Annotated in this window: 15 protein-coding genes; 7 read left to right on the top strand and 8 right to left on the bottom strand. The window is 63.7% G+C overall.

All coding sequences use genetic code 11. The features are described 5' to 3' along the window. Positions 1-29 precede the first annotated feature (29 nt). Positions 30-560 (top strand): TRAP transporter small permease, encoded by a 531-nt coding sequence (locus tag ACTZWY_RS04535; protein WP_444789502.1) that lies wholly within the window; start codon positions 30-32, stop codon positions 558-560. Further along, positions 557-1,873, top strand: coding sequence for a TRAP transporter large permease (locus ACTZWY_RS04530; RefSeq protein WP_444789501.1), 1,317 nt, complete (start codon positions 557-559; stop codon positions 1,871-1,873). Before ACTZWY_RS04535 ends, ACTZWY_RS04530 begins: the two co-directional genes overlap by 4 nt. A 188-nt stretch (positions 1,874-2,061) precedes the next feature. On the opposite strand, the gene ACTZWY_RS04525 is transcribed toward ACTZWY_RS04530, so the two are convergent. From ACTZWY_RS04525 to ACTZWY_RS04505, 5 genes are read right to left on the bottom strand one after another with little or no spacing between them, the layout of a single operon-like run. Further along, the gene (locus ACTZWY_RS04525; protein ID WP_444789500.1) at positions 2,062-3,141 is read right to left on the bottom strand and encodes a TonB family protein; all 1,080 of its coding nucleotides are present in this window, start codon (positions 3,139-3,141) and stop codon (positions 2,062-2,064) included. Then, positions 3,138-3,527, bottom strand: coding sequence for an ExbD/TolR family protein (locus ACTZWY_RS04520; protein ID WP_444789499.1), 390 nt, complete (start codon positions 3,525-3,527; stop codon positions 3,138-3,140). Before ACTZWY_RS04520 ends, ACTZWY_RS04525 begins: the two co-directional genes overlap by 4 nt. Continuing rightward, on the bottom strand, positions 3,524-3,913 hold the full coding sequence (locus ACTZWY_RS04515; protein ID WP_444789498.1) for an ExbD/TolR family protein: 390 nt from the start codon (positions 3,911-3,913) through the stop codon (positions 3,524-3,526). Before ACTZWY_RS04515 ends, ACTZWY_RS04520 begins: the two co-directional genes overlap by 4 nt. After that, a complete protein-coding gene (locus tag ACTZWY_RS04510) occupies positions 3,906-4,607 on the bottom strand; it encodes a MotA/TolQ/ExbB proton channel family protein (protein WP_444789497.1) in 702 nt (233 codons plus the stop codon). Before ACTZWY_RS04510 ends, ACTZWY_RS04515 begins: the two co-directional genes overlap by 8 nt. Continuing rightward, complete coding sequence (locus ACTZWY_RS04505; RefSeq protein WP_444789496.1) at positions 4,604-5,032, bottom strand: hypothetical protein; 429 nt, start codon at positions 5,030-5,032, stop codon at positions 4,604-4,606. The genes ACTZWY_RS04510 and ACTZWY_RS04505 overlap by 4 nt, the downstream gene beginning before the upstream one ends. Before the next feature lie 195 nt (positions 5,033-5,227). Here ACTZWY_RS04505 and ACTZWY_RS04500 point away from each other — a divergent pair, with 195 nt between their 5' ends. The 5 genes from ACTZWY_RS04500 (at position 5,228) to ACTZWY_RS04480 (ending at position 11,166) form a co-directional block, all read left to right on the top strand. Then, a complete protein-coding gene (locus tag ACTZWY_RS04500; RefSeq protein WP_444789495.1) occupies positions 5,228-6,268 on the top strand; it encodes a hemin-degrading factor in 1,041 nt (346 codons plus the stop codon). Continuing rightward, entirely contained in the window at positions 6,265-7,107 is an 843-nt protein-coding gene (locus ACTZWY_RS04495) for a heme/hemin ABC transporter substrate-binding protein (RefSeq protein WP_444789494.1), read from the top strand. Before ACTZWY_RS04500 ends, ACTZWY_RS04495 begins: the two co-directional genes overlap by 4 nt. 4 nt (positions 7,108-7,111) lie before the next feature. Beyond that, on the top strand, positions 7,112-8,194 hold the full coding sequence (locus ACTZWY_RS04490) for a FecCD family ABC transporter permease (RefSeq protein ID WP_444789493.1): 1,083 nt from the start codon (positions 7,112-7,114) through the stop codon (positions 8,192-8,194). A 6-nt stretch (positions 8,195-8,200) separates the two neighbouring features. Continuing rightward, on the top strand, positions 8,201-8,989 hold the full coding sequence (locus ACTZWY_RS04485; RefSeq protein ID WP_444789492.1) for a heme ABC transporter ATP-binding protein: 789 nt from the start codon (positions 8,201-8,203) through the stop codon (positions 8,987-8,989). 89 nt (positions 8,990-9,078) lie between these two features. Then, positions 9,079-11,166, top strand: coding sequence for a TonB-dependent receptor domain-containing protein (locus ACTZWY_RS04480; RefSeq protein WP_444789491.1), 2,088 nt, complete (start codon positions 9,079-9,081; stop codon positions 11,164-11,166). A gap of 93 nt (positions 11,167-11,259) precedes the next feature. Here ACTZWY_RS04480 and ACTZWY_RS04475 read toward each other — a convergent pair whose 3' ends face one another. From ACTZWY_RS04475 to ACTZWY_RS04465, 3 genes are read right to left on the bottom strand one after another with little or no spacing between them, the layout of a single operon-like run. Then, positions 11,260-12,084: a RibD family protein gene (locus ACTZWY_RS04475; protein ID WP_444789490.1), complete on the bottom strand. Its 825-nt coding sequence runs from the start codon at positions 12,082-12,084 to the stop codon at positions 11,260-11,262. After that, a complete protein-coding gene (locus tag ACTZWY_RS04470) occupies positions 12,084-12,881 on the bottom strand; it encodes a class I SAM-dependent methyltransferase (RefSeq protein WP_444789489.1) in 798 nt (265 codons plus the stop codon). The genes ACTZWY_RS04475 and ACTZWY_RS04470 overlap by 1 nt, the downstream gene beginning before the upstream one ends. Positions 12,882-12,884: 3 nt before the next feature. Beyond that, the gene (locus ACTZWY_RS04465; protein ID WP_444789488.1) at positions 12,885-13,280 is read right to left on the bottom strand and encodes a 6-pyruvoyl trahydropterin synthase family protein; all 396 of its coding nucleotides are present in this window, start codon (positions 13,278-13,280) and stop codon (positions 12,885-12,887) included. Between the last annotated feature and the right edge of the window lie 7 nt (positions 13,281-13,287).

The following is a 13,287-nucleotide window of genomic DNA, read 5'->3' as shown; positions in this document are numbered from 1 at the left end:
TGGCCGAAGGGGTCTACGCGGGGGCTGATATGATTTTACTGGTCAAACTGGCCGTGGGCCTGTGTCGGGGCCTGTCCCTGATCGCGGCAGCTGCCGTGGTGCTGATGATGCTGCATGTCAGTCTGGATGTGGTTTTGTTGAATGTGTTCAGTATGTCCATGAACACCACGCCCGAAATCGTCGCGCGCTATTACATGGTCGCGGTAGCGTTTCTGCCGCTGGGCTTTCTGACGCTGCGCAACCAGATGATTGCCGTGGAATTGCTGGATTTCGCCATATCCCGCCCAGTGCGGATGGTATCGGATTTCGTGATCTATATCAGCGCCGCAGGCATCTATGCTGTGATGACCTATGCCAACTGGCTAAAAGCCATGAGAGAGGCCAGTTCAGGGTCCTTCGTCGAACTGGTGCGGTTTCAAATGCCGGTCTGGCATTCCTACTTCATTGTTCCTGCGGGGTTTGCCCTTGCCACACTGGCCTGTGTGCTGATGGCGCTGGCCATCGCGTCTGCCACCATCCGTCACACGCTGGACGCGACCACAAAAGGCGATGAAACATGAGCGTTGAAATCGGTCTTTGGGGTGTTGCCATCCTGATGGGTCTTCTGGTGCTGCGCCTGCCTGTGGCGCTTGCGCTGATCGTGGTGTCCTTTGGCGGGATCTGGGCCATGATCGGCTGGAACCCGGCCATGGGCATCTTGTCAAACACCCCCTATGCGTTCGCTGCAAAATGGACCATGAGCGCGGTGCCAATGTTCCTGCTGATGGGGTTCATCGCCTATCACACGGGGCTGACCGGCGGCCTGTTCGAAGCCGCAAAAGCGCTGCTGGCCAGACTTCCCGGCGGGCTGGCCATCTCGTCGGTTTTCGCCTGTTCGGGCTTTGCTGCCGTGTCGGGGTCATCGCTGGCCTGTGCAGCGGCCATGGGGCGTATCGCCATCCCCGAAATGGTCAAGGCAGGCTATCGCCCCTCCATCGCGTCCGGGTGCATTGCCGCAGGCGGCACCATCGGCGCACTCATCCCCCCCTCCATCCTGATGATCATCTATGGCGTCATCGCGGAAACCTCGATCATCGAAGTGTTCCTTGGCGGTATCGCAATCGGGCTGCTTACAGCGCTGTCCTATTGCATTGTTGTTCTGATCATCGCGTGGCTGCGCCCCGACATCATCCCGCGTCAGGCGGCCGTCGAATCCACAGATATGTGGCGCGCCCTTGCACAGGTGGCCCCCATTCTGGCCCTGATCGCCCTGATATTTGGCGGGCTGTTCTCCGGCCTGTTCACCGCCACACAGGCAGGCGCCGTGGGCGCGCTGGGAACCATCATTCTTGCAGCCTCCATGGGGCGCCTGACACGCAAGGCCTTCACCGATTCGGTCACCGAAACAGTCATCACCACTGGCTCGCTGCTGATCATCGGCATCGGCGCCACCATGTTCACGCGCTTTCTGGGCCTGTCGGGCGTCTCGAACCTGATATCGTCCTTCGTGTCCGGGTCCGGAATGTCGCTTATCACTGTGCTTTTGGTGATCATCATCATCTACCTGATCCTTGGCACGTTCATGGAACCGTTTGGCGCTATGCTGGTGACCCTGCCCATCTTCCTGCCCCTGATCGATGCGCAGGGCCTCAGCCTCGTGTGGTTCGGGGTTCTGGTCGTCAAACTGCTGGAGGTCGGCATGATAACCCCGCCAGTGGGGATGAACGTGTTCGTTATCAAGAACGTGGCCAGCAAATACGTCACCGTCACCGAAGTGTTCCGCGGTGTGCTGCCCTTCATTCTTGCGGATTTCGTGGTCGTCGCGCTGATCGTGGCCTTCCCGGCACTGGTCCTGTTCCTGCCTGACCTGCTGTCAACCAACGCCGCGCGCTGATCCATCGCAATACGTCTTGCCCCCCTGATACTGCAATGCCCTCAGATACAGGGCTTACCGGGTGCAGCTTTCATTCTGGCGTAAATATCCCCGAAACGGGGTTTCTCAAGGGGGCGGGATGCCCCCTTGAGGCAGGGGGTTTGGGGGGCGGCAGCCCCCCAAGCAACCTTCGCGCACCAGCGCACCCCTTACCGCCCGACAAACTCGAAGCTGAATTGCCGCTGTGCCCCTGCAGGGGGGGCGGGGAACGGGGCCGCGCGGCGGATATGGTCCAGCGCTACCTGATCAAGCCCGGCATGGCCCGAACTGCGCGCGACACTGACCGATGCCAACGCGCCGTTTTCCGCCACACCGAACGCCACCAAAACACGCCCGCGCGCGGGGCTGCGGGCCTGGCGCACCTGCTGGATGCGGCGCATGACTTCGCCGGGGTAACTGGACGCTGCCGCATTCCCTGCCTGTGCGGTCTGTGCGCGCGCTGCCGCCCTGTAGGCCGCCTGCCCGTCCGTGCCTTGTTGCGATCCGCGCTGTGCATTTTGCGCGGCGTTCCCGCGCGGGGCGGCAGGGGAAGTTGCGGTTTGCCGTGGCGCGGGCGGGGCCGGGGTGGTCTGGTCGCGCGGGCGCGCGGGTGGGCGGGGGCTAACCTTGGGGCTGGGCGGGATATGCGCCTGTTCCACAGGAACAGCCGGTTCGGCGGGATCGGGTTGCAGGGTCTCGGGGCGGTCGCTGCGCTTCAGGTCGGGGGGCAACATTTCTGGGGGTGTCAGCACAGCAAGCTCGGGCGCAGCGGCCACAGGGTCCACCACATCGGGCAGAACCGCGACTTCGGCCATGGGCGCGCGCATCACGGGCTGTGCGGTCTGTTGCTGCAGGGGCAGCGTTGCCTGCGCAACGGCCACAGCCGCCGGGACCGGTTGCGCTGTCTGCTCTGGCGGCAGCGGGGACGGGTCCAGCGCGGTGACAGTTTGTGGCGGGACATCGGGCGGCATCGGGGTCAGGGGCGCAGGCTGGCTGCTGCCCATGGCAAAATCCTCAAAACTGGTGCCAAGCGCCGCTGGTGCCGCTTCGCCGCCGCCCTCGATCAGCACAGGCTCCCCGCGCGGCCCAAGTCCCGCCATCGCCCCCAGATGCACCGCAACTGACGCGCACAGCGCCAGCGCGATGGTGCGCGCCTTCGGGCGCAGGTCCAGGTTGCGCAAATGGCGGGTGGTCACGAAGGGGCATCCGTTCACCCTTGGGCAGGCCCGAAATACTGCGGCAGCGGTCATTTCAACCCCTCCTGTGTGACAAGAACCAGTTTTGGCGCACCCCCCCTGCGCAATGCCTGCGCCGTTTCGATCAATATCGCTGCAGGGGCCGCACGGTCCGGCAACAGGCGCACCCGTGCCTGTCCCGCCAGTTGGCCCACCGCGTCGGGCAAGGTCACGGCCTGCCCGTTCAGGCGCAATGTGCCATCGGCCAGCAGCACCAGCGCATCGCTGGGGGGATGGGTGGCGATATCCGACAGGCTGACAAGCGTCACATCGGGGTCGGGGCGCGGGGCCAGACTGCCCGCAATCAGGAAAAACACCAGCATCAGAAACACGATGTTGATCAGCGCGATGTTGGGTTCGGGCCGCGCACGGGGGACAAGGGATACTGCACGCCGCGTCATGTGCCGCCCCCCCCGATAACGCCAATGCGCCAGCCGTTTCGGCGCTGGATCAGATACAGGATATCGGCCAGACGTTGCGCATCAACCCCGTCCGCCAGTGCCACCAGCACCAGCCCGCCTTCGGGGGTGTCAAGGGCGGCTTGCAGGTCGTCATCCGTGCCCTGAACGCTGTTCAGGCGCAATCCATCAGGGGCCAGTTGCAAAAACAACGGCGGGGTTTCAGGCATTTCCGTCGCCCCCCCCATGGCCAGATCAAGCGGCACTTCCCCCTGCCGTGCAAAAGTGGAACTGAGCATGAAGAACAGCAGCAACAGAAAGATCACATCAATCAGCGAGGTCATGGATAACCGCTTGCGCCGGATCGCTATGTCCAGCCGTTCAGGCATGCTGCGCCACCGTCGCGGGCGGGGCCGCCACCATCCCGCGCGCGCAGTCTTGCGCCAACCCTGAACACAGCGCCACGTCAATGATCTGCATGGCCAGCTGTGCTTCGCGCATGACGCGCGATTCAAACCATGTCAGCACCAGCGCTGTGGGCATGGCAACGCCAAGGCCCACAGCTGTGGTCAATAGCGCAACCCATATCCCCCCCGCCAGCGCGGACGGGTCCACCGCCGCGCCTGCATCCTGCAGGGACTGGAACGCGCTGATCATGCCCAGAACCGTGCCAAACAACCCCAGCAAGGGCGCAACCTGTGCAATGCTGTCTAGTGCCCGGAACCCGGATTGCAGGCGCGTTGTTGCTGCTTCGGCCAGGCCCGTCAACCGCGCGCGCACTGCATCGCCTTGTGTGTCGCGCGCATTGACCACGGTCAGCGCCAGCACGGTCAGCGGGGCAAGATGGTTGCGCCCCTGCGCGGCGCGCGTGATGGCGGCATGTGCGGCACCGCGGTCCATCAGGTCCAGCGCCGCGACAATATCAGCGTGGTCCCCGACACCCGCGCGCCGGAATTGCCACAGCTTGAGCAGAACCAGCGCCAGCGCCACCAGTGACATGGCCAACAAGACCGCCACAACCGGCCCCCCCAGTGCCAGAAAACCGGCCAGATCGTCCAGAATACTGGCAAAAGTGATGGTCATTTCATCACCTCGATGGCGGTTTGGCTGTCGACATGCAGCGCGGCGGTGCAGGCCGCAGCGCCCAAGGGCGCGCATTCGCCCACAGCGTTGAACAAAACCCGCCCGATCTGGTCACAACCAAGGGACGGGAACTGAAAACTGCGCACCCGCAGCCCGCTTTCGGGCAAGGACTGAAAATCCAGCAAACTTAGGCGCAAGACACGGTTTTCGGGGCCAAGCAGCACTGTTTCGGCCTGCAAGCTGTCAATGCCCGCGCCCAACTGGTTTTCCAGCACGAAGAAAAGCTGGCAATCATCTTGCAACTGCGTGGCCTGATCCAGCCTTATACGCAATGCGGGATCATCCGCATGGGCAGGCCATGCCAGGCCCAAAGAAACGGCAAGCGCCGGAATAATATGCACAACGCGCATGTCGCGGCCTTTCATCACAGGTGTTTTTACGGGGAAGGGCTGGCACCATGGCTGGTTGGGGCTGGCTGCGCAGAATTTGCGCTTGAACTGCGCCTAACATTATCCTAGTGAAACTGTCAAGAATGAAGCGGCCCTGCCGTTTCGCGCCATCCAGCACGCTGCCAGACACGCGCCTGACCCAAAATCACTCGCGACTGACAGGAGCATTCGATGACACTTGACCTTGCAACCCGCCCCACACCCGCCGACCTGCGGCAGGCCCGCCAGGACCACCCCAAAACCCGCGCCCGCGATCTGGCTGACAAGTTCGATGTGACGGAAGCCACCCTTGTGGCAGCCCATGTCGATGGCAGCCGTGTGGTGCGCATTGATCCCGCACTGGACAGGCTGATGCCTGCAATCCAGCGTCTGGGCGATGTCATGGCGCTGACGCGCAACGCCTCTTGCGTGCATGAACGCACCGGAACCTATGAGGATTATCACGCTGGCGCACATGCTTCCATGGTGCTGGGCGCGGAAATTGACCTGCGCATGTTCCCGCGCCATTGGGTCCATGGCTTTGCCCTGCTGGACGGACCGCGCCCATCTGTTCAGGTGTTTGACGCCGCAGGCGATGCGGTGCACAAGGTCTTTCTGAACGACCATTCGGACCGCGCCGCGTTTGACACGCTGGTGTCAGATTTGCGCCTGCCCAACCAGTCCGACCGCGTGGAACTGACCCCCCGCCCCCCGGTCGAGGCCCCGAAATCCCGCCCCGAGAAGCTGGAGGAATTGCGCCGCGACTGGGCCGCAATGACCGACACCCATCAGTTCCTGCGCCTTGCTGCACGGCTGAAGATGAACCGCCTTGGGGCATACCGCATCGTCGGTGAACAATGGGCCAAGCCCCTTGCCGCTGATGCCATCGTGGACTTGCTGCACGGGGCGGCGGCGCAATCGGTGCCACTGATGATCTTTGTGGGCAATCAGGGCTGTATCCAGATTCATGGTGGCCCCATTGCCCAAGTCACCCCGATGGGACCATGGATCAATGTCATGGACCCGCGCTTCAACCTGCATTTGCGCACCGACCATATTGCCGAAGTCTGGCTGGTGTCCAAACCCACCCGCCACGGCATGGCCCATTCCGTTGAAGCGTTTGACGCAGATGGCGGCCTGATCACACAGATCTTCGGCAAGCGCGACCCGGACACCACCGCGTTTCAGGCGCTGCTGGAAACCCTGCCCCGTGCGCAAGGGGGTGCAGCATGATCCGCGCGGCGCTGGCAACCCTGATGCTGGTCACCCCCGCTGCGGCGCAGGACCGCGTTGTGGTCATTGGCGGGGGGCTTGCGGAAATTGTGTATGCGCTGGGGCAGGACCACCGCCTTGTGGGGCGCGACACCACCGCCAGCTTTCCACCCCCCGTCAATGACCTGCCGGATGTGGGCTATATGCGGGCCTTGTCGCCCGAAGGGCTGTTGCAGCTTGACCCCGACCTGATCCTTGCGTCTGAAGGGGCGGGACCGCTGGAAACTATTCAGATCATGCAGGCCGCAGACGTGCCCTTTGTCCAGATCACGGAAGCCCCAAGCGCGGGCGCGGTGCTGGAACGTGTCGAAATGGTCGCGCAGCATTTGCACGCCCAGGATGCGGGCGCGGCCCTTGTGGCAGAACTGCGCGCCGATTTCGCGGCACTGGCAGACCAGACCGCACTGGTCAGAACGCCCCGGCGCGCCATGTTCGTGCTGTCCGCGCAAGGGGGGCGTATCAATGCCGCCGGGCGTGACACTGGCGCAGGCGCCATGATCGAACTGGCGGGGGCGGTCAACGCCTTCGACGATTTCGCGGGCTACCGCCTGCTGACAGACGAAGCCATTGCCGCCGCCGCGCCAGATGTCATCGTGATGATGGACCGCGACGGGGACCACGCCCTGAGTAATGCCGAAATTGCCGCCCATCCCGCACTTGGCCTGACGCCTGCGGCACAAAAAGGGCAGATCATCCGCATGAACGGGATTTACCTGTTGGGGTTTGGCCCGCGCACTGCACAGGCCGCCCATGACCTGCACAAGGCCATCTATCCATCGCTGACGCATCAGGGGGGCTAAGGGCATGGTTGCGCTTTCCGTCCCGTCGCGCGGCCCTGAGGCGGTGGTGGCGGGCGACCGCGCGCAGCGCGCCCGCGCCGCACTGGCCGCATTGACGGTGTTCGTGGCAGGGGTGTCCGTGCTGTCGCTGGGGGTTGGCGCTGCGGGTGTGTCGCTGGCAGATGTGGCGTGGAAACTGGCCAGCGGCGAGGCGCTGAGCCTGCGCGAACGGGTGGTCCTGTTCGACATCCGCCTGCCACGGTTGTTGACGGGCTTGTTGGTGGGCGCATCGCTGGCCGTGTCGGGGGCCGTCATGCAGGGGCTGTTTCGCAACCCGCTGGCCGATCCGGGCATTGTAGGTGTGGGCGCAGGGGCCGGGCTTGGCGCTGTGCTGGCCATTGTTCTGGGCGGAATGCTGCCTGCCGCGCTGCTGGGGGTGGCAGGCATGCATCTGGTGCCGCTGGCGGCCTTTCTGGGCGGCTGGGCATCAACGCTGATCCTTTATCGGGTGTCCACACGGCGCGGGCGCACATCGGTGGCAACCATGTTGCTGGCGGGTATCGCGCTTGGGGCGCTGGCCGGTGCGCTGACGGGCATTCTGGTCTATATCGCGGATGACCAGCAATTGCGCGACCTGACATTTTGGGGGCTGGGGTCGCTGGCAGGGGCAAGCTGGGCCAAACTGGCCGCGGCAGCGCCCATCATGGTACTGGCGCTGATTGCCACGCCTGTGCTGGCGCGCGCGCTGAACGGGCTGGCGCTGGGCGAAGGGGCTGCGGCGCATATCGGCATTCCCGTTCAGCGCATGAAGAATATGGCCATCCTGACCGTTGCAGGCGCAACCGGCGCAGCCGTGGCAGTGTCGGGCGGGATCGGGTTTATCGGAATCGTTGTGCCGCATCTGCTGCGGCTGGCCATAGGGCCGGACCATCGCTTCCTGCTGCCCGCAGCGGCCCTGCTGGGCGCGGGGTTGTTGCTGCTGGCCGATATGATTGCACGCCTTGTCATCGCACCGGCGGAACTGCCCATCGGCATTGTCACTGCCGTTCTGGGCGGGCCGGTTTTTCTGTGGATATTGCTGCGCCGTCGCGGCATTGTGGATATGTGAACCGCCATGCTGGAAGCCCTGAATATTGATGCAGCCCTTGGGGGCAAACCCGTTTTGCACAATGCCAGCCTGCGCGCGCAAGCAGGACAGCTCAGCGTTATTGTCGGGCCAAACGGGTCGGGCAAAACCACCCTATTGCGGGCCATCACCGGCGATCTGGCGCATACGGGCACTGTGCGGCTGAACGGACAGGACACAGGCAAAATGCCCGCTTGGGCGCTGGCTGAATTGCGCGCGGTGTTGCCACAGGCCAGCCAGCTTGCCTTTCCCTTCACAGTGCATGAAGTCGTGCGGCTGGGGTTGGTGGGGGCAACGGCCCTGCGCCCTGATGCAGCGCTGCTGCCAACCCGCGCGCTGGAACAGGTGGGGCTTTCGGGCTATGGCGGGCGGTATTTTCAGGAATTGTCGGGCGGGGAACAGGCGCGCGCGCAGCTGGCCCGCGTGTTGCTGCAGGTCTGGCAGCCGGTCGTTGACGCGGTGCCGCGCTGGCTGTTTCTGGACGAACCCGTGGCCGCGCTGGATATCGGGCACCAGTTGCAGGTCATGACACTGGCGCGCAACTTCGCGCGCGCGGGCGGCGGTGTGGTTGCGGTCATGCATGACCTGAACCTGACGGCCATGTTCGCAGACCGGATTACCCTGATGCTGGACGGGCAGGTTCTGGCACAGGGCGGCGTGCGCGATGTGCTGACAGATGCCACCCTGTCGCGCGCCTATGGGTGCAATCTGCACGTTTCTGCACTGCCCCGCGCGAATGAGGCATTTATTCTGCCGCAGGCGGCGGAAATCGCCTGAGTAAACTTGACTCTTTTACTAAGCATTAGTAACGAACCTGTCAGAACGCCAGCGGTATCGCCAGCCAGTCAACCACCAAGGGGATACCGATGACCAAGACAGCAGGGCGCACAGGGCGCCTTTTGACCGTTATTGCCGTTCCGGCACTCATGGGCGTTTCACTGCCCGCACAGGCACAGACCAGCCCGGAACCTGCAGCTGCGCCAGGGTCATTTCTGGGCCGCATCGTGCTGGGCTTCGGGCGCGCACGCACCGCCGTTGACACCCCGCAGGCCGTCAGCACACTGGAGCAGGAAGATATCGACCGCGAACAGGCCGCAACACCGGGCGATTTGCTGCGCATGGTGCCCGGTGCCACGGTGCAAGGCGGGGACCGCATGACCGGCCAGCGCTACAATATTCGTGGCGTGGGCGGGGACGCATCGGACCAGAACCGCATTATCATCAGCGTGGACGGTGTGGAAAAATACGGTGAGCTGTATCAGGTGGGCCAGTTTTTTGGCGAACCGGAACTGTATAAACGCGTTGAAATCCTGCGCGGGCCGGCATCTTCGGCGCTGTATGGGTCCGGCGCATTGGGCGGTGTTGTCGCATTTGAAACCAAGGACGCCACCGATTTCCTGCAAATGGGCGAAACGACAACCCTGCGCGTGAAAGCAGGGGCCAACAGCAACGGCGGTGGCGCGCTTGGGTCGGTCATCCTGGCCCAGCGCTTTGGCGAAAGCTTCGAGATGCTGGCCGCCCTGACCCATCGCCGCGAAGGGGATTACACATCAGGCGACGGCACGCCGGTAACCGGGTCGGGCATGGCAGGCACATCGGGCCTGTTGAAGGGCACCTACCGCTTCGGCGCCAATAACGAACAAACGCTAAGCCTGTCGCTGTCGCGCTGGCGCAGCAACGAGGATGGCGCGAATTATTCATCAGTGGCCGATATCCCGGCTTTCGGCACAGTGGACCGCAAGGCACAGGATGACACGGCAACACTGGTCTGGACCAACCCGGCCAATGGCACCCCGTGGCTGGACAGCCGTGTGCAGCTGTCCTATTCGCGCACGCTGATCGATCAGGAAAATGCCGTTCCCGGCAACCCGTTTCTGGCAGCCAATCCGCTGTTCGAGGATGCGTTTTATCAATACCGCACGCTGGCCTTGCGCGCTGAAAACCGCCTCACCTTCTCGGGCCAGGGGTGGGAGAATTACCTGACATTGGGCGTCACCGCATCCCACCAGAAGCGCGCCGCGCAACGCGAATCCGGCGCAATTTCCTTTCACCCGGAAGGCACGGATCGGCGCTATGGTGTATTCGTGCAAAACGAATTCATCTGGAATGACCGGCTAAGCGCGGTTCTGGGCCTGCGGGCGGATCGCATTGCGCTGACCCCCTCCGACGCGGTGGTAAACGGACAGCGGCGCAGCCATACCGCGCGCGTTGCATCCCTCGCGCTGCATTACAAACTGAACGAGGACTGGGCCGTGTTCGGGTCGCTGTCCCAGACCGAACGCGCGCCGTCACTTGACGAGATGTTCGACGTTGCCAGCGCGGCGGGCAAAACCACGTCACTGGACCTGCGGCCAGAGCGTGCGCGCACGCTTGAGGCGGGCTTTTCCTATGGCGGGCGCGATGTTTTTGCAAAGGGCGACAGTCTGGATGTCAAGCTGACCGCCTTCAGCAACCGGGTTACCGACAAGATTGAACGGCCGGGAAATTCCGTTCCGGGGCCAACCTATGCCAATATTGCCCGCGCCCATATTCGCGGGATCGAACTGGAAGGCGGCTATGACACCGAAACCCTGTTCACCAAATTCGCCTATTCCCGCCTTCTGGGCACCGACCAGACCACCGGCGCAAGACTTGAGTCCACACCGCAAGATGAACTTGTGCTGGACCTGGGCGCGCGCGCCTTTGGCCAGACGCTGGAATATGGCTGGCGCGGGACATTCGCGCGCGGGGCCAGCCGCGCGAACGGCGACGCATTCCCCGGCTACGGCGTAAGCGACCTGTATGCGACATGGCGCCCCGATCAAGGGGCCATGGCAGGGCTGGAAGTGCAGGTGGCCGTCAACAATGTGCTGAACAAGCAGTATCGCAACATCCTTGACGGGGGGCTGGCAAATAACGAACCCCGCCGCGGGCGCGATCTGCGCGTATCCGTGGGGCGCAATTTCAGCTGGTAAGCGCTGCACCCTGTTCCCATAGAACCCACGCCAGCGCAGAACCCTGCGCTGGCGTTTTCCAGTTTTGGCGACGTGGCGCTGGGGTTTGGCCCGTCAGCTGTTCTGCCGTGCGATACCATGCCATGGCGCAGCAACGATATTCTGCGCGGATGTCAAACCACAATCAAACAAGATATCCGACCCGATATTGAACACCCGCGTCTCGGGGCGCGTCGCGTCCGACAGCAGCGCCACCGGATTGGCGGTATGAAACCCCTGCGGCCCACCCCCGATCAGCAAGGGCGCGACAGCAATATGCAGCCGTGTCAGCAACCCCGCCTGAAAGAAACGCGACACGGTAATACCGCCCCCTTCAACCAGAACCGTGTTCAGCCCCGCAGCGTGCAAGGTGCGCAGAATATGGTGCGGCGACATGCTGCCGCCGGCAGCAGCGGGCAGGCGCACCACCTCTACCCCCTTGGGGCGGGCGGTGTCGCCATGTTGCAAGACAATGCGCCGCACGCCATTATCCATGAACACCGGCGCGTCATTGGGCAACCGCCCCCGCGGGTCAATGACCACGCGCGCGGGGTTATGCCCATCACACAGGCGCACTGTCAGGCGCGGGCTGTCATGCAGCGCGGTGCGCACGCCAATGACAACCGCATCGGCAAGTGCACGCAGCCGGTGCAGGTGCTTCAACCCGTCCGGCCCTGAAATATCGCGCGCGTCGCCCGCCACTGTTGCCACGCGCCCGTCAAGGGACTGCCCGATCTGGCCAATGGTCACTGGTCCCAGATCGCGGCGCGCAAGCGGGGCATATATTGCCAGCGCCGCGCGTTCCGCAGCAGTCCAGTCCCCACAACAGGCGCAGCCGCTGCCATTGCGAATACTCAAAATGCGCGCCCAGACCCGCGCACTGACATCGGCCTTGTCCATCACACCCCCCCGTCTGCGCCAAGTTCCGCCACAAGACCTTCTGGCACCGCCAGAATGTCCTGATGACCGATCAGGCACTGGCCGCGGGGGACCAGCGCCTGACGGGCGTCATGCCACGCCTGCGCACCCGTATAACCCGCACGGGCGGCGGCGGTTGCAATCCCGTCCAGCAATTGCGCCTGCAGGGGGGCATCATCGCGGCCCAGAACCCACGGGCTTGGGGCGCAAAACACGTCATAGCCTGCCTGCGTGAACACCTGTCGCGCGCAGGACCATGCAGCGGGGCCAAGCGCGGGCCCAAAGCCCTTGTCGGTGCATTGGTCCGTGTTGAAAGCCCCCGTCACCGCATCATCACCCGCAAGCTGGGGTTGCCACGTCATGACCCCGTCATAGGACAGCGCCGCATAAAACGGCAACTTATGACGTGCCAGCAGTTGCGCCAGATCCCGCACCCAGTTTTCGGAAACAAGGTCCAGCAAGGCTGATGCCGAAACAAGCGTGGCCCCCGACAGCGGCAGATCAGCCAGGTTGGTCAGATCGCAGGCAAAAGGGCGCGCTTGGGGATGGGCGGCGACAGCATGCGCCAGCAACGCGCGATCATTGTCCACCAGCCGCCATTGCGCCCCCGCTGGCACATGCGGCGCAAGGGCACGCAGGCTGGCCCCGGTTCCCGCGCCCAGATCGACAATAACAGGCGACGGTCCCGCCAGCCGCGCCGCATGTGCCAGCAAACCCCCATCCCGCGCCGCCCGGTCGGCAGGTTCACGCAAAGCCAGCCATTGCGGCGCAAAACCCATGGTCTACACGTCCCCTTCAAACCATGCGCGCGCCATATGGCTTTCGTGCAGGGTTATGCGCAACCGTCGCACGCGGCCCGCATCGTTCAAGGTGCCCGCACTGATATGGCCGCGCATCTGGTCGAAAATATGCTTGCACAGAAATTCGGTTGTCGTGAATTTCCCGGCGAATTCGGGAATTTCATCAAGGTTCTTGTAGCGCAGCGGCGCAAGCGTGGCGGCAAGCGCCTCAACCGCAAGGCCAATATCGACCACCAGCCCGTGATCATCCAGATCCTCGGTGAAGAAGGCGGCATCCACTGTGAATGTGGCGCCATGCATGCCTTGAGCAGGGCCAAATACCGGCGAGGGCAGCGAATGGGCAATCATGATATGGTCTTTGACTTCGACGGCGAACATGGGCGTC

Origin of the sequence: Roseinatronobacter sp. NSM (genome assembly GCF_052379845.1) — a bacterium.
Taxonomy (GTDB): domain Bacteria; phylum Pseudomonadota; class Alphaproteobacteria; order Rhodobacterales; family Rhodobacteraceae; genus Roseinatronobacter.
The sequence above is the reverse complement of the archived record's forward strand: the minus strand, read 5'-3'. Positions and strand labels throughout refer to the sequence as shown.